Origin of the sequence: Pseudomonas sp. RA_5y_Pfl1_P24, from assembly GCF_963970945.1 — a bacterium.
GTDB classification, from domain to species: Bacteria; Pseudomonadota; Gammaproteobacteria; order Pseudomonadales; family Pseudomonadaceae; genus Aquipseudomonas; species Aquipseudomonas tritici.
Map to the genome: position 1 here is coordinate 206095 of NZ_CAXAOJ010000009.1, position 18610 is coordinate 224704.

Below are 18610 nucleotides of genomic sequence, written 5' to 3' on the forward strand. Positions count from 1 at the left end.
AAGGGCACATGAGCACCTTGTAGTGAGCGGGCTTGCCCCGCGCTGGGCGGCGAAGCCGCCCCAGTAAAAACATCGCCGAGTTCCAGATAAGACCAAGTCGCCTGGTTTGAGTCGGCTTCGCCGCCCAGCGCGGGGCAAGCCCGCTCACAGTTTTTGCAGATACCTATGACCATCGCAGGCAAGCCAGCGCCCACCTTTGATCGCATTGGACCTCCCCGTCGCCCCGCAAAAAAAAATTCCCCCCAGTTAAAAATCTTTCCCAAAAGCCCTAGACGCCCCGCCTTCATTCCCCTATAAAGCCAATTCAGGAATATTTTATTCCCCAAAAGAAAACGCGCTCATGGAATGAGCCTGCTGTCCTCAGACATTTTTCGCTATGCGATGAGCTGCCGCCATCATCCCGAGGACGTGTCATGCAACACGAAAAAAACCATTTCATCATCAAGGTCACTTGTCCCGCGGTGTCCGGAATTGTCGCTGCCGTCACCACTTACCTGGCGGACAAGGCGTGCTACATCGGGGAGATGGCGCAGTTCGATGACGATTTCAGCGGCCGCTTCTTCATGCGCGCCGTGTTCCGCTTCAACGATGGCCACGAAGGCAACCTGCAACAGATCAGAGACGGTTTCGCCGATGTCGCCCAGGCCTTCGACATGCAGTGGGAACTGCACGACACCCGCGAGCCAATGCGCGTGATGCTGATGGTGAGCAAGTTCGACCACTGCCTCACCGACCTGCTCTACCGATACCACAAGGGCGAGATGGACATGACCATCACCGCCATCGTCTCCAACCACCTCGATCTGCGGCCGATGGCCGAGCGCGAGGGCATTCGCTTTATCTACCTGCCGGTGTCCAAGGACAACAAGGCCGCGCAGGAAGCCGAGTTGATGAAGATCGTCGACGACACCCGCACCGAACTGGTGGTGTTGGCGCGCTACATGCAGATCCTCTCCGACGACCTGTGCCGGCAACTGTCGGGGCGGGCGATCAATATCCACCATTCGTTCCTGCCCGGTTTCAAGGGTGCCAAGCCCTATCACCAGGCTTATCAACGCGGCGTGAAGTTGATCGGTGCCACCGCGCACTACGTGACCAGCGACCTGGATGAGGGCCCGATCATCGAGCAGGAAGTGCAGCGCGTCGACCACGTGTACAAGCCCGACGACCTGGTCGCCATCGGTCGCGACACCGAAACCGTGGCCCTGTCCAAGGCGGTCAAGTACCACCTGGAGCACCGGGTCTTCCTCAATCAGGACAGAACGGTGGTGTTCCGGTGAACGCGCATAAACTGATCGACGGCAAAGCCGCCGCCGCACGGGTGCTGCTGCAAGTGCGCGAGGACGTAACGCGTCTGCATGGGCAGGCTATTCAACCGGCGCTGGCAGTGATCCTGGTGGGCAACGACCCGGCCAGCCAGGTGTATGTGCGCAACAAGATCCTGCGCGCCGAAGAGGTGGGCATCCGCTCCGTGGAGCGTCGCCTGCCCAGCGATACCAGCACCGAACAATTGTTGATCCTGATCGGCCAATTGAATGCCGACCCGGCGATCCACGGCATCCTCCTGCAATTGCCGTTGCCGCCGCAGATGGACGAACTGCGCGCCCTGGAGGCCATCGCGCCGGACAAGGACGTCGACGGTTTTCACAGCCAGAACGTCGGCGGCCTCAGCCAGGGGCGCGCGGTGCTCACGCCGTGCACGCCGAGTGGTTGCCTGTACCTGTTGGAGCAAACCTGCGGCGACCTGCGCGGCAAACACGCGGTGGTGATCGGCCGCTCGAACATCGTTGGCAAGCCCATGGCCGCGCTGCTGCTCAAGGCGGATTGCTCGGTGACCGTGCTGCACTCACGCAGCCACGACGCCCAGGCCCTGTGCCGCCAGGCCGATATCGTGATCGCTGCCGTGGGCCGCGCCCGCTTGATTGACGCGAGCTGGTTGAAACCCGGCGCGGTGGTGATCGATGTCGGCATCAACCGCATCGACGACGACGGCCGCAGCCGCCTGGTGGGTGATGTCGACTTCGACAGCGCCCTGCCCCATGTCGCCGCCATCACCCCGGTGCCCGGCGGTGTCGGGCCGATGACCATTGCCTTCCTGATGAAAAACACCGTGGCCGCCGCCCAGGCGCAACACCACGCCCTACGCAGCCAATCGGAGGCCGTATGCCATTCAATCTATTGAAATACGGGCTGAGTTCGGAGTACCCGGTGGAGGTGGACCTGCCACCGCCCAAGGAACTCAAGTCGAGTTACGACGTGGTGATCATCGGCGCCGGTGGCCACGGCCTGGCGACGGCTTACTACCTGGCCAAGTACCACGGCATCACCAATATCGCGGTGCTGGAAAAGGCCTACCTGGGTGGCGGCAATACCGCGCGCAATACGGCGGTGATCCGCTCCAACTACCTCACCAGCGAAGGCGTTCGTTTCTACGCCGAGTCGGTGAAGATGTTCCAGTCGCTGTCCAACGAATTCGATTTCAACATCATGTACTCCGAGCGCGGCCAACTGACTCTGGCCCACACCGACGCCACTGTGCGTTCGTTCCGCCAGCGCGCCGAGGTCAACAAGCACTTCGGCGGGCGTACCGAGATGATCGACCGCCAGCAGATCCGCGAGCTGGTGCCCAGCCTCAACCTCGACCCCGGCCACTTGCCGGTGATTGCCGGGCTCTGGCATATCGACGGCGCCACCGCGCGCCACGATGCCGTGGCGTGGGGCTACGCCAAGCAGGCGGCCAAGCGCGGCGTGGAAATCCACCAGCTTACTGAAGTGCAGGATCTGGTCATCGAAAACGGCACTATCACCGCCGTGAAAACCAATCGCGGCACCATCAAGTGTGGTTGCGCGGTGCAAGCGATTGCCGGGCACAGCTCGCTGCTGATGGCCAAGGCCGGTATCCGCTCGCCGATCCAGACGTTCCCGCTGCAAGCCATGGTCACCCAGCCGTTCAAGCCGTTCCTCGATCCGCTGGTGAGCTCCTCGGCCCTGCACTGCTACGTGCAGCAAACCAGCCGTGGCGAAGTGGTGTTCGGTGGCGGTTCCGACCCGTACCCGCTGTTCAACACGCGCTCGACCCTGGACCTCAAGGAAAGCCTGTTGGCCCATGCCATCGAGATGTTCCCGTTCCTGGCCAACGCCAAGTTGATGCGCCAGTGGGCCGGGATCACCGACATGACCCCCGACTACAGCCCGATCATGGGCCTGTCGCCGGTGAAGAATTACTACCTCGACGCCGGCTGGGGCACCTGGGGCTTCAAGGCCACGCCGATCTGCGGCAAGACCATGGCCGAACTGGTCGCCAGCGGCGGCAAGGTGCCGGACTTGATCAAACCCTTCGGCCTCGAGCGCTTTTCGACCTTCCAGCAGGTCAACGAAATGGGCGCCACAGCGGCCAGCCACTGACGGAGAGCAGACGATGAAAATCATGATTTGCCCGCTCAACGGGCCGCGCAATATCAGCGAGTTCACCTACGGCGGTGAATTCAAACCGATGCCCGACCCGGTGACCTGCAGCGATGCCGAATGGGCCGACTACGTGTTCAACACCGACAACCTCGCCGGTGTGGTGCGCGAATGGTGGATGCACACGCCGTCCAGCTACTGGTTCCTCGCCGAGCGCCATACGGTCACCGACGAGATCGTGCGCACCTTCGATCCGCGCGAAGTGTTCACCACCCGCGTCGACATCACCACCGCCAAGGAGATCGCCGGATGAACCGCCTCCCCGCCCCCATGGGCCTGCTGATCCAGCGTGACCAGCCACTCGACTTCAGCTTCGACGGCCTGCCCTACCAAGGTTTGCAGGGCGACAGCATCGCCAGCGCCCTGCTCGCCAACGGGCGCTTCCTGATGTCGCGCTCGTTCAAATACCACCGCCCACGCGGCCCGTTGACCATGGCCGGCCAGGACGCCAACAGCCTGGTGCAACTGCCTCGCGAACCCAACGTATTAGCCGACGCCCACACGCTGTCCGCCGGCTTGGCGGTGACGGCGCAGAACGTCAACGGCTCGCTGGACAACGACAAGGACGCCTACCTGGGCAAGTTCTCCAAGTTCATGCCGGTGGGTTTCTACTACCGTTCGTTCTACAAGCCCAAGGGCATGTGGAAAGTCTGGGAGCCGATCATTCGCAAAAAGGCCGGCCTGGGCGTGCTCGACCTGACGTTCCAACCCGAGTACTACGACAAGGCCTACCTGTTTACCGACCTCGCCGTGATCGGCGCCGGCCCCGCTGGCTTGCAGGCCGCGCTGACCGCCGCGAATGCCGGCGCCAAGGTGTTGCTGATCGAGCAGCAACCGATCCTCGGCGGGTCGCTGACCTACGCGCGCTTCGATATTGCCGGCACCCGTGCCGACACCTTGCGCCGCGAGTTGCTGGGCACGGTGCAGCAACACGCGAATATCCAGGTACTCACCGACGCCACCTGCAATGCCTGGTTCACCGACAACTACCTGCCGGTGATCCAGGGCAAGCGCCTGTACAAAGTGCGCGCGCAGCAGTGCCTGGTGTGCAGCGGTTCGTTCGACCAACCGGTGGTCTTCCGCAACAATGACCTGCCGGGGGTGATGCTCACCAGCGCGGCGCAACGCCTGATGAAGCTGTATGCGGTCAAGCCCGGCAAGCGCGCGGTGGTGCTCACCGGCAACGATGACGGCTACCTGGCCGCCCTCGACCTGCATGACCAGGGCGTGGACGTGGCCGCTCTGGTCGACCTGCGTCACGCCCCGGCGGACAAAGCCCTGCCGGGCGCCCTGGCCCAGCGCAAGATCCCGTGTCTGAGCAACAGCACGGTGTTCGAAGCCCTGTATGAAAAAGGCCTGCGCCATGTGAAAGGCGTCGACGTGCGCCAGATCACCGGCCAGGGCCAGGTCAGCGCCAGCGGACAAGTGATCGACTGCGACCTGCTGTGCATGTCGGCCGGTTATATGCCGGTCTATCAGCTGCTATGCCAGGCAGGTGGCAAGCTGGCCTATGACGACTCGCGGGCAGAGTTCAGTCTCAGTGGCCTGCCGCGCAACCTGGGAGTGGCCGGTTCCGTAAACGGGCGGCATCAACTGGACAATGTGCTGGCGGATGCGACCAACGCCGCCGCCGACAGCCTGCGCGCCCTCGGTTTGAACAGCGCCAGCTCGCCTGCAGCGCTGCGCAGCGAAGCCCAGGTCAACTTCCACTGGCCGATCTTCGCGCACCCTAAGGGCAAGGATTTCGTCGACTTCGACGAAGACCTGCAAGTGGCGGACATCGTCAACGCCACCCGCATCGGCTACCGCGATGTGCAGTTGGTGAAGCGCTATTCCACAGTCGGCATGGGCCCGTCCCAGGGGCGCCACTCGGCGCTGCCGACTGCACGGCTGGTGGCCTGGGCGACCCAGCGTAATATCAGCGAAACCGGGGTCACCACCGCACGGCCGCCGTTCGTCGCGGAGAAACTCGCGCATGTCGCCGGGCGCGCCTTCGACCCTTACCGTCAAACGCCGATGCACGCGCGCCATGTGCAAGCCGGAGCGAAGATGATGCCCGCCGGTATCTGGCAGCGCCCGGCCTATTACGGCAAGACACAGGACCGCGAAGCGTGCATGCAGGCCGAAGCGCTGCACGTGCGCAACAAGGTCGGGCTGATCGATGTGTCCACACTCGGCGGCCTCGACGTGCGTGGCCCAGACGCCGCCGAATTGCTCAACCGTATGTACACCTTTGCGTTCCTCAAGCAGCCGGTGGGTCGTTCGCGTTATGCGCTGATGACCAACGAACACGGCGTGGTGATCGACGACGGCGTGTGCGCACGGCTGGCCGACAACCATTTCTACGTCACCGCCACCACCAGCGGCGTCGACCGCATCTACCAGCAGATGCTCAAGTGGAACGCGCAGTGGCGCCTGGACGTGGATGTAGCGAACGTCACCGCTGCGATCTGTGCGGTCAACGTCGCCGGGCCGGATTCGCGCAAGGTGCTGGAACAGGTGTGCAGCGATCTCGACCTCAGTGCCGAAGGCTTCCCCTATCTGGGCGTGCGCCAGGGCACGGTGGCCGGGATCAAGGCACGCCTGCTGCGGGTCGGGTTCGTCGGCGAACTGGGCTATGAAATCCACGTACCGGCACGCCACGGCCTGGCGTTGTGGGACGCGTTGATGGCGGCCGGCAAGGCCTTTGACATGCGTCCCTTCGGCGTCGAAACCCAACGCCTGCTGCGCCTGGAAAAAGGCCACGTGATCATCAGTCAGGACACCGACGGCATGACTCACCCGGCAGAAATCGACATGGGCTGGGCGGTCAGCCGCAACAAGCCGTTCTTCGTCGGCCGCCGCTCGGTGGACATCCTCGAAGCCCAGCCGCTGAAACGCAAACTGGTGGGCTTCAGCCTGCCAAAGGGCAGTGTGCAACCGCTGGAAGGCCACCTGGTACTCAACGGCGCGGACATCAGTGGCAACGTCACCTCGTGCGAATACTCCACCAGCCTGGGCCGCATCATCGGACTGGCCTATGCCGGGATCGATCAAAGCACACCGGGGCAGCGCATTCCGATTCGCGTCGAAGGCGGCATCGTCGTCCAGGCCGAGGTGGTGCAACTGCCGTTCTTCGACCCCACCAACCAACGCCAGGAGGGTTAAGCCATGACCAGTCTGAAGGCCCACGAATTGTTCACCCCGCCCTGCCAACTGCAAGATCAGACCGACCTGCCCCGGGTCGGCTTTCGCGGCGCACAAAGCGCCGAGTACCTCACAGCGCGCGGCTTCACGTTGCCAGGCGCGCCTAACCAAGCCTGCGAGCAAGCGGACGGCAGTTGGGTGGCGCGCCTGTCGCAGAACGAATACCTAGTGCTGGGCAGCCCACGGGATCAGGGGCAACGGATTGCCGATGAAGAAGCGCGTTGGGAACTGGACCACCGCGCCAACTACCTGCTGCCGCGCCAGGATAGCCATGCCTGTGTGCGGCTCAGCGGGGAGGTGATTGCGCAGGTGATGGCGAAGCTGTGCGGGGTGGATCTCAGTTTTCCAGCCTTCAAGCCGGGGATGGTGGCGCAGACGTCGGTGGCGCGGGTCAATGCGATTGTCATCCACACAAGCAGTGTGGAACTGCCGGCGTTTCATATCCTCTGGGATCGCGCCTCGAAGGAATACTTCGAGGGCGCGTTGCGGGATGCGCTGGAGGAGTTCGGCGGGGAGGCTCAGTCGGTGTAGCCCAACCGCGCCGCCCTGACCTTTTGGGTGTGTTGACGTGTCGCCAGGCAGTAATACAACGGGCACGTCACCACCAATCCCACCAGCCACGACAAGTCCGCGCCTTCCACCAGGTTGGCCCACGGCCCCACGTACAGCGACGTATTGGCAAACGGCAGTTGCACGATGATGCCGATGAAATACGCCACGATCGCATGCAGGTTGAATCGACCGTAGATTCCACCGTCCGCCCGGAAGATTGAGGCAATGTCGTAGGCGCCGCGCTTGATGATGTAGAAGTCGATCAGGTTGATCGACGCCCATGGCACCAGTACCAACAACAGCGCAAGGATCAGGCCGATAAATTGCGAGATGAAGTCGGCTGACGCCCCCAACGCCACCACGCAGCAACCGGTGAGGACGACGCCCGACAGCACCACGCGCACCTTGATGCTCGGGGTCCATTGGCTGGCGAAGGTCTGGATCGAAGTGATGATCGACAGCACCGCGCCATACAGATTCAGGGCGTTGTGGCTGATGATATTGAGCAGGAACAGCACCATCAGGATCGGCCCCAGGACGCCTGTTGCCTGCTTGACCGCGACCATGGCTTCGGTGCCTTCGGGTGTGGCCAATGCGGCCACCAGGCCAAACGCGAAGGACAGGATGGTGCCGAGGGTCGCGCCCAGGTAGGTCGCGATAAAAGGCCGCGCAATGCCGATATCGGCCGGCAGGTAGCGTGAGTAGTCGCTGGTGTAGGGCGAAAAGCTGATCTGCCAGATCACGCCCAGCGACACAGTAGCCAGCCAGCCAGCCACGTGGAAGCCGCCACGGGTGAGGAAATCCGCCGGCAAGTCGTGGGCGAAGATGTAGATGAAGCCGGCGAGCAACGCGCTGCCCATTACCCAGGTGCCGATGCGGTTGAGGGTATGGATAAAGCGGTAGCCGATCACGCCGATGGCGGTGGCGCTGAGGGCGCCGATCAGGATGCTCGCCGGCACCGGAACCGAAGGCACAATGCCGACGATCGACTTGCCGGCCAGCACGATATTGGAGATGAAAAAGCCGATGTAGATCAGTGCCGCAAAAAACACGATCAGCAGCGCGCCATAACGGCCAAACTGACCACGGCTCTGGACCATCTGCGGAATGCCCATGCGTGGGCCCTGAGCCGACGCAAGAGCGATCACAATGCCGCCGAGCATATGCCCGAGGGCAATCGCCAGCAGCCCCCACATCAGGTTGAGATGAAACACCTGGGCCACCATGGCGCCGGTGACGATGGGCAGCGGTGCAATGTTGGTGCTGAACCATAAGGTGAACAGGTCGCGGGCCTTTCCATGGCGCTCTGCGAAGGGGACGTAGTCGACCGTGTGATTCTCGATCAAGGGGTCTTGCCGGGACATCTGGGGCATGGAAATGAACTCGCGCTTGTCTGATCTTATAGTTGTTTGACGCCAAACCGGGGGAGCTTCATGGTCACCCTCAGATGAACACCATATTATGGTATTCCAATATTTCCACAAGACTGATCCGCAGTTTCGGAGCGCATCTGATCCGTAATTGTGCCACATGACGTCGCGCCTTCTCCCGACTGATTCCCCGTATTTATTGACTGTACTACCGGTATTTGACGTTCATCGGACGGTTGAAAAAGCTGTTGCACAGATTGTATTACGGTATACCATCAGACCTACAAGACTCATAAAACTGCTTATTTTCAGAGGACCGTCCCATGATCGATGCCGCTATCTACAAACAAGTGATGGGCTCGTTTCCGTCTGGGGTCACCGTGATCACAACGCTTGATGACGACGGGCAAATCGTCGGGCTGACCGCCAGCGCTTTCAGTTCGTTGTCGATGGACCCGGCCTTGGTACTGTTTTGCCCCAACTACAGCTCCGACTCGTACCCGGTATTGATCAAGAACAAACGCTTTGCCATCCACGTGCTCTCCGGTGGGCAGCAGACCGAAGCCTATGCCTTTGCGCGCAAGGGCAAAGACAAGGCCCAAGGCATTGAGTGGACATTGAGCGCACTGGGCAACCCGATTCTGGCCAATGCCACAGTGGTGATCGAATGCGAGTTGTGGCGCGAATATGAAGGCGGCGACCACGCAATCATGGTCGGCTCGGTGAAAAACTTGATCGTGCCCCAGCAGAACGCCGGGCCACTGGTGTATTGCCACGGCAAGATGGGCGCCCTGCCCTTGGTTGCCTGATCCCCGACACCTTTCTGAAAACACCGAAGATCAAATGTGTGAGCGGGCTTGCTCGCTTCCACATTCGAACCTACTCCAAAGGGAGGGCGGTGTCAGTCAGGTTCGGAAGCGGCTGACCAATTGATTCAACGTCTGCGACAGCGCCGTCAATTGCTGCGCATCCTGGCGCGTGGAGTCGGCCAGGCTCGCTACTAACTGCGCATCCCCATGAATCTGACTGATGTGCCGATTGATGTCTTCGGCCACTTGGTGCTGTTCTTCAGCGGCGGTGGCGATTTGCGTGTTCATGTCGCGGATCACGTCGACCGACTCGCGGATCAGGCCAAAACTGGCCCGCGCGTCGTTGATCGACACCACCGTTTCCTGGGAAACCTCCAAGCTCGCATGCATCTGCTTGCCCATCTGATGAGTGCGGCGTGCCAGGTTGCCGAGCAGTCCGTCGATTTCACCGGTGGAGTCGGAGGTGCGCTTGGCCAGTGCGCGCACCTCATCCGCCACTACCGCAAAACCGCGACCCTGTTCACCCGCCCGCGCGGCTTCGATAGCGGCGTTCAGCGCCAACAGGTTGGTCTGCTCGGCGATGGAGCGGATGGTGCCGAGGATCGACTGTATGTCATTGCTGTCTTTTTCCAGCTGCTCCATGGCCTGGGCGGAGTGGCCGATTTCCTCGCTCAAGCGCCCGACACTGCTCACCGCCGCGTCGATCTGCTGCTGCCCGGTATGGGCCTGACGCTGACCGTTGTCGGCCGAGTCGGCCGCCTGGCTGCAGGAGCGCGCGACTTCGTTGGAGGTGGCGACCATTTCATGAAACGCCGTGGAGACCATGTCCACCGCTTCGCGCTGGCGCTCGGCGACTTCGGCCATCTCCACCGAGACTTCAGTGGCACTGCCTGAGCTGGTGTGAATCTGCGCGGCGGCCTGGCCGATACGTTGGATCAGCGTGCGGATGGCTTCGAGGAACTGGTTGAACCAACCGGCAAGCTGCGCCGTTTCATCGCGACCTTTCACCTCCAGGCGCGCGGTCAAGTCACCTTCACCTTGGGCAATGCCTTCCAGGCCGCTGGCCACGCCACGAATCGGCTTGACGATCAGCCCGGCAAACCAGGCGCCGGCCACCGCGAACAACACACCGCACACCAGCGCGATGGCCGCAATCAGCCAGGTCAGGCGTGCTGCGCCGGCCATCACCTCACTCTCACGCACCAGCCCGACAAACCGCCAGCCCAAGGCCTTTGATGGCCATACCAAGGCCATATAGCGCTCACCCGCCAGTTCGACTTGCACCAGGCCCTCGCCGGCTTCGCTCAACTGCCGATAGCCTTCCCCCAGCTCGCCAAGCTTCTTGAAATTGTGGGACGGGTCATTCGGGTCCACCAGCACGGTGTTATTGGCCTCCATCAGCATCAGGTAGCCGCTCTCGCCCAGCTTGATCTGCTTGACCAGGTCGGTCAGTTGCTTGAGGGACACGTCGATGTTCACCACCCCGCTCGCCTTGCCCTGGCGGTCGTTGAAGCTTTGCACGGTGCTGACCAGCACCACATCGTCGGCGGCCCAGTAATAGGCTTCAGTGCGCAGGGTCTTGCCTGGCTGGGCCATGGCCGTTTTATACCAAGGCCGCGTGCGTGGGTCGTAGCTGGCCAGCTTGGGGTCGCCGGGCCAGAACACATAGCCGCCGTCCTCGGTGCCCAGGGACAGATAGGTGTAGGCCGAGTGACTCTTGGCCAGCCCCTCGAACAACGTGAACAGTTGCCCGTCACGCGCACCGGGAGCGATCTGCGCCGCATCACTGGCCAGGTAGCGTTTCACGTCACCATTGATACTCTGCAACTGCGGGTGTCCGGCCAGATAGGCGACGTTCTGGCTGATGCCTTCAAAAAACAGCTGCATCGCATTGTCCACCTGGCGGATCTCGCGCCCATTGCTGTCGACAAAGCCGTCCCTGGCCTCATGACGCACATTGAGGATGATCAGCACAGCCACCAGAATCACCGGCAGGCTGGCGATCACCGCAAAGGCCAGGATTAATTTTTGTTTTATGTTCATCGAGCTCGCCTTCCTTGTGAGGTGAGGGTGCAACCGTTGGAGAGAAAAGTTTTGCGGATATTCCGTATTATGGTATACCAACAATCAATCCGCCGAACAGCCGTTATCACCGGCACGCGTCACATTGGCGAGAGCACTTAAGGGCCCGCAGTCGACAGGCCGATCACAATAGATCCGAGGTAAGCGTCATGAAGTTTTCCCTGTTCGTACATATGGAACGTTGGGATGAGAGTGTCAGCCATCGCCAGCTATTCGAAGACTTGACCGAACTGACCCTGATGGCCGAGGCCGGTGGCTTCAGCACCGTATGGATTGGCGAGCACCACGCCATGGAATACACCATCTCGCCAAGCCCGATGCCGCTGCTGGCTTACCTCGCGGCCAAGACCACCACCATTCACCTGGGCGCTGGCACCATCATCGCGCCGTTCTGGCATCCATTGCGGGTGGCAGGCGAATGCGCCCTGCTCGACGTGATCAGCAACGGGCGTATGGAAGTCGGCTTGGCCCGGGGTGCCTATCAGGTCGAGTTTGACCGCATGGCTGGCGGCATGCCCGCCTCAAGCGGCGGTCAGGCCCTGCGCGAGATGGTACCGGTGGTGCGTGCACTGTGGAAAGGCGACTACGCCCACGACGGCGATATCTGGAAGTTCCCCACCTCCACCAGCGTGCCCAAACCGATCCAACAGCCTAACCCGCCGATGTGGATCGCCGCCCGCGACCCGGACTCCCACAACTTCGCCGTGGCCAACGGCTGCAACGTAATGGTCACGCCGCTGATGAAGGGTGATGAAGAAGTCCTCGACCTGAAAAACAAATTCCAGGCCGCTCTGGACAACAACCCTGACGTACCTCGCCCGCAACTGATGGTGCTGCGCCACACCCATGTGCATACGGCTGACGACCCGGAAGGCTGGAAAGTCGGGGCCAAGGCAATCTCGAAGTTCTACCGCACCTTCGATGCCTGGTTTGGTAACAAGAGCGTGCCGGTCAACGGCTTCCTCGACCCTAGCCCGGAAGAAAAATTCGCCGGTCGCCCTGAGTTTGAACTGGAAAGCCTGCATAAGACTGCGATGATTGGAACGCCGGAAGAGATCATTCCGCGCATCCAGTACTACCAGGAGCTGGGTGTCGACGAGTTCAGCTTCTGGTGTGACAACAGCCTGTCCCACGCAGAGAAGAAAAAATCCCTGGAATTGTTTATCAAGCATGTGGTGCCGGCGTTTCGTTGAGTACGCGGCGAACTGCGTAGATCGAAAAGCTGCGGACACTGGGTGAAGCCGGGGCACAACGCTTGTCCCCCGCCCCTCACCGCTCTTACGGGCTCGGGCAGAATCCATCTGCCTGGGTTGCTGGATAAGGCATAAGCGCCTGCGCAGAGAGCCGCATCAATGGGCAATCATGCGTGGTGCATGTAAGCGCAGGCGATGATGTCAACGACGCCGATAACTTTTTTGCCCGGAAGGCGTGAGGCAGTAAACCCCACCCCTTGGTCCGGTGCAGTAAGCACCACTGCCGCAGCCGCAGCTATCTTTAAGATCTTGCAGCGGTTGCAACGCGGGCCGTGCCTGGCGATTGCCGATGTAGGCCGGACAACTTTTTTTCGAAGCACTGATGGAGCCGTCGTTGCACAGGAACGCGTCACCATCACAGCCCGCAATCCCACCCTTGCGACCTGAACAAGGCGTATTGGCAGCCAGGGTGATCGTGCTTGATAGCATCAAAACGAGGCCCAGCATCACTCTACGGTTGTAAGAACGAGACATTGCGGACACTCAAAAAGGGTGGCTTGATGCTATCAACCTTTGCCTGGCTTTAAAAATAGTCCGTTGTTCTATAAAGACGCCTAACAGGTGAAATGGCTCAGATACTGCTTGCGACTGACGGCGTTTACAAAAAAGACACTTAAGCGTCTATTTCATAAATCGCAGGCAAAAAAAGGCCACTCACCAGAGTGGCTTTTCTTGCCGGAGCAGGAAATCATTTAATTCTGGATTTGTTTTCGGAGCATCTCAAGGCCAAAAAATTAATCGAACATCAGCCTTCGTGATGCCTGAACCCCTCGGCGCGACTGGATGCTCATCCCCCCATGCAGTTATCAACGGACAGATAAGCTCAGGATTAACGTTTAGCCTTCAAAAGAACAGCCACACCGAGGACAGCGGAAAGAATAGAGCCCATAAGCACGCCAACCTTCACCTCATCGACCAAATGCGGGTTATCCGGGAAGGCCAGCGCCCCGATGAACAGGCTCATTGTGAAACCAATGCCGCACAGCAGCGCTACACCGTACAGCTGAGACCAATTACATTGCTCAGGCAGCTTGGCCAGCCCTGCGCGAATCGCCAACGCAGCCAAACCAAACACGCCAATTTGCTTGCCTAACAATAGCCCAAGCGTAACCCCCAGAGGTACCGGGTCGATCAGGTTATTGGGCGAGATACCGGCAAGAGATACACCCGCATTGGCAAAACCGAAGATGGGTACAACGGCGAAAGCGACCCACGGGTGCAGCTTTTCTTCCAAGTGGATGAGCGGCGATTTGCGCTCGCTGCTCGCCGCCCGCATCGGAATGCACAGTGCGAGAATGACACCTGCCAGGGTTGCGTGGATACCCGACTGAAGCATAAAGAACCACAGCAGACCGCCCGCTATCAGGTAAGGCCAGAGCCGGGTCACACCGAATCGGTTGAGCATCACCAGGAACACAATAACGCTCAGTGAGGCCAGCAACATGCTGACCGACAAGCCGCTGGTGTAAAACAGGGCGATGATCAGTACGGCGCCAAGGTCATCAAGAATCGCCAGCGCGGATAGAAAGATTTTCAACGAAATGGGCACACGTTTACCGAGCAGCGACAGTACGCCCAAGGCAAACGCGATATCGGTCGCTGCAGGAATAGCCCAACCCCCCAAGGTTTCGGCATTGCCCCAGTTGACCGCAATGTAGATCAAAGCAGGCACCAGCATACCGCCTACCGCGGCGAACCCTGGAAGTGCGCGCTGGCTCCAGCTCGATAATTGGCCAACCAGCATTTCACGCTTGATCTCCAACCCGACCAACATGAAAAAGACAGCCATCAGGCCATCATTGATCCAGTGCTCAATCGAGAGGCCAACGACTTTTACGTGCAGTGACGAGAAGTAAATGTCTGCCAACGGGGAGTTGGCGACGAGGAGTGCTATCGAAGCAGCGGCCATGAGTATCAGGCCACCCGCGGATTCCGCGGCCAGGAATCGGGAGAAAAAAGCACGCGTGTCGCGTGATTCACGATGGCCCTGGTTTTTATCAGGACGTGAAGATTTCAAGCTCATAGGCACAGCCACTCCGCGCGGCGGCCCGACCTGCGCTGAATTAAACCTGCCCTCCCGCGTTTTGCGGTGACACCCATGGGCGCATTCTACATGATACGTTCGTGCAAACCCGCCTATCGGTTGTGCGCGTGCGCTACTGCCGGTTATTATCCTGCGGTCTATCGACGACACGCCAAAGGAGTTACCTTGCCCCGTTCCAGCTGGCTGCCTACGCCGCCATAGCGCACCGCCCCCTCGCACGCCCCTGACCGCCCCCTAGCTGCGGTCGTATTTTGCCGCGCCTGCTTTTTTGGCCGCAGCCACTCCACAACTCAATTGAAGACAGATACACACGCACTGCTCAGCGCCCACCGCTGCGCGGGATGTGGTACCTGCCATGGGTGAATCAATGTTTGAAAAGATCAAAGTCGCTTGGCTGTCGAATATCCGAGCCGATGTCCTCGCGGGCCTCGTTGTCGCACTGGCCCTTATTCCAGAGGCTATTGCCTTTTCTATTATTGCCGGCGTCGACCCAAAGGTTGGCCTTTATGCCTCTTTCTGTATCTGCACTGTGATCTCGTTTGTCGGGGGGCGTGCGGCGATGATCTCGGCGGCCACCGGCGCCATGGCATTGCTCATGGTCAACCTGGTCAAGGATCACGGCCTTCAGTACCTCCTCGCCGCCTCGCTGATGTGCGGCGTACTTCAAATCATCGCGGGCTATCTGCGGCTGGGCGAGCTGATGCGCTTCGTATCGCGATCAGTCGTCACAGGTTTCGTTAACGCCTTGGCGATCCTGATTTTCATGGCGCAGCTGCCAGAACTCACCGGGGTAACCTGGCCCGTTTACGCCATGACTGCTGGCGGACTGGCGATTATTTACCTGTTCCCAAGGCTGCCGGGCGTAGGAAAACTGCTCCCCTCGCCGCTCGTATGCATCATCGTGCTGACGGCGATTTCGATCTACATGGGCCTGAATATACATACGGTAGGCGACATGGGTTCGCTGCCTGATAGTCTGCCGATATTCTTGTGGCCAAGCGTGCCGCTAAACCTTGAAACACTGATCATCGTACTGCCGTACTCTGCCGCGCTGGCAGTGGTCGGTTTGCTGGAGTCGATGATGACAGCAACCATCGTCGACGACCTGACAGACACGAGCAGCGACAAGAATCGTGAATGCAAAGGCCAGGGTATCGCCAACATCACCAGCAGCCTCATTGGCGGCATGGCAGGCTGCGCGATGATCGGGCAGTCGATGATCAACGTTAAATCTGGCGGACGAACCCGCTTGTCTACGCTGAGTGCAGGCGTTTCACTGCTGATCATGATGATCTTCATGGGCGACTGGCTCGCCCGCATACCGATGGCCGCGTTGGTCGCCGTGATGATCATGGTCTCCATCAGCACCTTCAGTTGGGACTCCATCCGCAATCTCAAAGACTATCCGCTCTCAACGAACATCGTCATGCTGGTCACGGTGGTCGTGGTCGTCGCGACCCATAACCTGGCCTACGGCGTTGTCGCAGGCACCTTGCTGGCCGCCATGTTCTTCGCCAACAAGATCGGACATTACCTGGAGGTCACTTCTCAGCGTGACCCCGCACATGCCCATCGCACTTACTACGTCACAGGCCAGGTGTTTTTTGGCTCTGCGGACAGGTTCACTCATTCGTTCGATCTTAAGGAACGACTGGAGACCCTGACCATCGATCTTCGAGAGGCCCACTTTTGGGATATCACTTCAGTCGCTGCGCTCGATAAGGTCGTGCTCAAGCTACGCCGAGAAGGGGTTCACGTAGATGTCATCGGGATGAACCAGGCTACGTCCACGATCGTGGATCGCTTTGGCGTTCACGACAAACCCGATGGCATAAATAAGTTGATGGGGCATTAAGCGGGCCCGCGCAAACCTGTTCATTGCACTCAATCGAATAGATTGCAGCCCACAAAGACGTCATGTGACGGTGACATATTCGATCGAAGGGCTATGCAATCGGCAGGTTTTGGCGGTTTTGTTCTAAAAGCTTGTTAGGATACAGGCGTTTACATCTCGTTTTACCATAGGAACAGCGGGGATAATCACAACTACACGTTAAGACGTGCCAACAATAAGGAGATTCTTATGGTTGAAAAGCCTACGGATGATCGGCCTAACACCCCTCACATTGCCAGTGAGGACGGTATTCCGGCTCCAAGTGGAGCTGCCAATCTGATCGACACCGACTATGTTATTGGTCAAGACAATATCAAGGGAGAGTTTTCGTTCTCGCTCGATATCCACGGCAAAGTCTTCATCATTTCAGCGGCCACCATCCTGCTGTTCGTGATTTTGACACTGGCCTTGCAGAATGAAGTAGAACCCCTCTTCAGCGCTATCCGGAACTGGTTAACCAGCCACCTCGCCTGGCTTTTCATGAGCATTGCGAACGTTTTTGTGGTGCTGTGCATTGCGCTGATTTTCTCCCCGCTGGGGAAGGTGCGTTTGGGCGGCAGAGATGCCAAACCCGATCACTCCTACGTCGGATGGTTTTCAATGCTGTTTGCCGCGGGCATGGGCATCGGCTTGATGTTTTATGGCGTCGCCGAACCGATGTCGCATTACGCGGCGTCCATGGGAGGCGTGACAGTCGATGCGAGCGGCGTGCGTACGGACTGGGCGCCGTTGGGCGGTGCAGCAGGCGATATGAAAGCATCCGCCGACTTGGCAATGGCCGCTACGATCTTTCACTGGGGACTTCATCCCTGGGCGATCTATGCGATTGTGGCGTTGTCCTTGGCGTTGTTTTCTTACAACAAGGGGTTACCGCTTTCGATACGCTCGATTTTCTATCCACTGTTGGGTGAGCGCGTTTGGGGCTGGCCGGGGCATATCATCGATATCCTGGCGGTATTCGCCACGCTATTCGGGTTGGCAACCTCTCTGGGCATTGGTGCAGAGCAGGCTGCCGCGGGGATTGAATACCTCTTCGGGATACAATCGACGAACCTCAGTAAAGTCGTGCTGATCGTTGGCATTACCTTGATCGCGCTGTGGTCAGTCCTTGCCGGTTTAGACAAGGGCGTCAAAATGCTTTCCCAGATCAATATGGGACTCGCATTGCTCTTACTGGTGTTTATCATCGTAGTGGGACCGACCTTGGCCATCTTCACAGGGTTCTTCAAGAACCTGGTGACGTATGCTGAATACCTGCCGGCACTGTCAAACCCATTCGGCCGCACTGACACCCAATTCACCCAAGGCTGGACGGCCTTCTACTGGGCGTGGTGGATCAGTTGGTCGCCGTTTGTAGGCATGTTTATCGCGCGCGTCAGTCGTGGTCGCACGGTCAGAGAGTTTCTGATCTCGGTCTTGCTCGTTCCCTCAGTGGTGTCTGTGCTGTGGATGACAACGTTCGGCGGAACCGCCATTGACCAAGCGACCTTACAGGGCCTGGTGGGCGTCAAGGACGCTGTGCTGGAGCTGAAGTTGTTCGCCATGCTGGGAGAGCTGCCGCTTAAAGAGATCACCTCCTTCCTGGGCATCGTTCTGGTCATTGTGTTTTTTATTACCTCTTCGGACTCAGGCTCCTTGGTAATCGACACGATCACCGCCGGCGGCAAGGTGGATGCGCCTGTGCCTCAGCGAGTGTTCTGGGCGGTCATCGAAGGCGTGATTGCGATTGCCCTCTTGTTGGGCGGCGGTCTTGTAGCACTGCAGGCAATGGCAGTGTCCACCGGGTTGCCTTTCGCAATCGTTTTAATGCTGGGATGCATATCCCTCGTGAAAGGACTGATGTCTGAGCCCCGTTAGCACTTAGGGCTTTCGCTGTCAGCGCACAGCAAACACACCCGTGACGCCATCGCCCGGGGCGATGGCGTCCGTCTGAGCAGGCGGGTATTAACGACAGA

14 protein-coding genes and 1 pseudogene are annotated in these 18610 nt (G+C 59.7%); 10 read left to right on the top strand and 5 right to left on the bottom strand.

The features are described 5' to 3' along the window. Positions 1–413 precede the first annotated feature (413 nt). From purU to AACY30_RS17460, 6 genes are read left to right on the top strand one after another with little or no spacing between them, the layout of a single operon-like run. Entirely contained in the window at positions 414–1280 is an 867-nt protein-coding gene (gene purU, locus AACY30_RS17435; RefSeq protein ID WP_339468814.1) for a formyltetrahydrofolate deformylase, read from the top strand. Further along, positions 1277–2182, top strand: coding sequence for a bifunctional methylenetetrahydrofolate dehydrogenase/methenyltetrahydrofolate cyclohydrolase FolD (gene folD / locus AACY30_RS17440; protein ID WP_339468815.1), 906 nt, complete (start codon positions 1277–1279; stop codon positions 2180–2182). Before purU ends, folD begins: the two co-directional genes overlap by 4 nt. Continuing rightward, positions 2164–3405 carry an FAD-dependent oxidoreductase gene (locus tag AACY30_RS17445; protein ID WP_065881107.1) on the top strand — a complete coding sequence of 414 codons (1242 nt, stop codon included), beginning with the start codon at positions 2164–2166 and terminating at the stop codon, positions 3403–3405. The genes folD and AACY30_RS17445 overlap by 19 nt, the downstream gene beginning before the upstream one ends. Before the next feature lie 13 nt (positions 3406–3418). Continuing rightward, positions 3419–3718: a sarcosine oxidase subunit delta gene (locus tag AACY30_RS17450; protein ID WP_339540815.1), complete on the top strand. Its 300-nt coding sequence runs from the start codon at positions 3419–3421 to the stop codon at positions 3716–3718. Beyond that, complete coding sequence (locus tag AACY30_RS17455) at positions 3715–6612, top strand: 2Fe-2S iron-sulfur cluster-binding protein (protein ID WP_339468818.1); 2898 nt, start codon at positions 3715–3717, stop codon at positions 6610–6612. Before AACY30_RS17450 ends, AACY30_RS17455 begins: the two co-directional genes overlap by 4 nt. A 3-nt stretch (positions 6613–6615) precedes the next feature. Beyond that, positions 6616–7182: a sarcosine oxidase subunit gamma gene (locus AACY30_RS17460; protein WP_339468820.1), complete on the top strand. Its 567-nt coding sequence runs from the start codon at positions 6616–6618 to the stop codon at positions 7180–7182. Here AACY30_RS17460 and AACY30_RS17465 read toward each other — a convergent pair. Continuing rightward, a complete protein-coding gene (locus AACY30_RS17465) occupies positions 7170–8576 on the bottom strand; it encodes a purine-cytosine permease family protein (RefSeq protein WP_339468821.1) in 1407 nt (468 codons plus the stop codon). The genes AACY30_RS17460 and AACY30_RS17465 overlap by 13 nt on opposite strands. Positions 8577–8896: 320 nt before the next feature. On the opposite strand from AACY30_RS17465, the gene AACY30_RS17470 reads away from it, so the two are divergent. Beyond that, on the top strand, positions 8897–9382 hold the full coding sequence (locus AACY30_RS17470; protein WP_339540816.1) for a flavin reductase family protein: 486 nt from the start codon (positions 8897–8899) through the stop codon (positions 9380–9382). 96 nt (positions 9383–9478) lie between these two features. Here the strand turns inward: AACY30_RS17470 and AACY30_RS27540 are convergent, their stop codons facing one another. Together AACY30_RS27540 and AACY30_RS27545 are read right to left on the bottom strand one after the other, a co-directional pair. Continuing rightward, positions 9479–10246: a methyl-accepting chemotaxis protein gene (locus tag AACY30_RS27540; RefSeq protein WP_406984843.1), complete on the bottom strand. Its 768-nt coding sequence runs from the start codon at positions 10244–10246 to the stop codon at positions 9479–9481. A 90-nt stretch (positions 10247–10336) separates the two neighbouring features. Continuing rightward, positions 10337–11425, bottom strand: a pseudogene (locus AACY30_RS27545) (cache domain-containing protein); the annotation flags it as partial. 188 nt (positions 11426–11613) lie between these two features. Between AACY30_RS27545 and AACY30_RS17480 the strand changes: the two are divergent. Continuing rightward, positions 11614–12657 carry an LLM class flavin-dependent oxidoreductase gene (locus AACY30_RS17480; protein ID WP_339468824.1) on the top strand — a complete coding sequence of 348 codons (1044 nt, stop codon included), beginning with the start codon at positions 11614–11616 and terminating at the stop codon, positions 12655–12657. A gap of 201 nt (positions 12658–12858) precedes the next feature. Here the strand turns inward: AACY30_RS17480 and AACY30_RS17485 are convergent, their stop codons facing one another. Together AACY30_RS17485 and nhaA are read right to left on the bottom strand one after the other, a co-directional pair. Further along, positions 12859–13164: a YdcA family protein gene (locus tag AACY30_RS17485; RefSeq protein ID WP_339419505.1), complete on the bottom strand. Its 306-nt coding sequence runs from the start codon at positions 13162–13164 to the stop codon at positions 12859–12861. Positions 13165–13546: 382 nt separating this feature from the next. After that, entirely contained in the window at positions 13547–14740 is a 1194-nt protein-coding gene (gene nhaA, locus AACY30_RS17490) for a Na+/H+ antiporter NhaA (protein WP_339468825.1), read from the bottom strand. Between the two features lie 388 nt (positions 14741–15128). Here nhaA and AACY30_RS17495 point away from each other — a divergent pair, with 388 nt between their 5' ends. Both AACY30_RS17495 and AACY30_RS17500 read left to right on the top strand, forming a co-directional pair. Then, entirely contained in the window at positions 15129–16616 is a 1488-nt protein-coding gene (locus AACY30_RS17495) for a SulP family inorganic anion transporter (RefSeq protein WP_339469031.1), read from the top strand. A gap of 228 nt (positions 16617–16844) precedes the next feature. Next, positions 16845–18512, top strand: a complete 1668-nt coding sequence (locus tag AACY30_RS17500; RefSeq protein WP_339439203.1) for a BCCT family transporter — start codon at positions 16845–16847, stop codon at positions 18510–18512. Positions 18513–18610: the final 98 nt, after the last annotated feature.

Bases quoted from the DNA above. Each gene is read 5' to 3' on its own strand.
- AACY30_RS17465 (WP_339468821.1), bottom strand. From the start codon at position 8,576: ATGCCCCAGATGTCCCGGCAAGACCCCTTGATCGAGAATCACACGGTC.
- AACY30_RS17495 (WP_339469031.1), top strand. From the start codon at position 15,129: ATGTTTGAAAAGATCAAAGTCGCTTGGCTGTCGAATATCCGAGCCGAT.
- AACY30_RS17445 (WP_065881107.1), top strand. From the start codon at position 2,164: ATGCCATTCAATCTATTGAAATACGGGCTGAGTTCGGAGTACCCGGTG.
- AACY30_RS17485 (WP_339419505.1), bottom strand. From the start codon at position 13,164: ATGCTGGGCCTCGTTTTGATGCTATCAAGCACGATCACCCTGGCTGCC.
- nhaA (WP_339468825.1), bottom strand. From the start codon at position 14,740: ATGAGCTTGAAATCTTCACGTCCTGATAAAAACCAGGGCCATCGTGAA.
- AACY30_RS17455 (WP_339468818.1), top strand. From the start codon at position 3,715: ATGAACCGCCTCCCCGCCCCCATGGGCCTGCTGATCCAGCGTGACCAG.
- AACY30_RS17480 (WP_339468824.1), top strand. From the start codon at position 11,614: ATGAAGTTTTCCCTGTTCGTACATATGGAACGTTGGGATGAGAGTGTC.
- AACY30_RS17450 (WP_339540815.1), top strand. From the start codon at position 3,419: ATGAAAATCATGATTTGCCCGCTCAACGGGCCGCGCAATATCAGCGAG.
- AACY30_RS27540 (WP_406984843.1), bottom strand. From the start codon at position 10,246: ATGGCCGAAGTCGCCGAGCGCCAGCGCGAAGCGGTGGACATGGTCTCC.
- AACY30_RS17460 (WP_339468820.1), top strand. From the start codon at position 6,616: ATGACCAGTCTGAAGGCCCACGAATTGTTCACCCCGCCCTGCCAACTG.
- AACY30_RS17470 (WP_339540816.1), top strand. From the start codon at position 8,897: ATGATCGATGCCGCTATCTACAAACAAGTGATGGGCTCGTTTCCGTCT.
- purU (WP_339468814.1), top strand. From the start codon at position 414: ATGCAACACGAAAAAAACCATTTCATCATCAAGGTCACTTGTCCCGCG.
- AACY30_RS17500 (WP_339439203.1), top strand. From the start codon at position 16,845: ATGGTTGAAAAGCCTACGGATGATCGGCCTAACACCCCTCACATTGCC.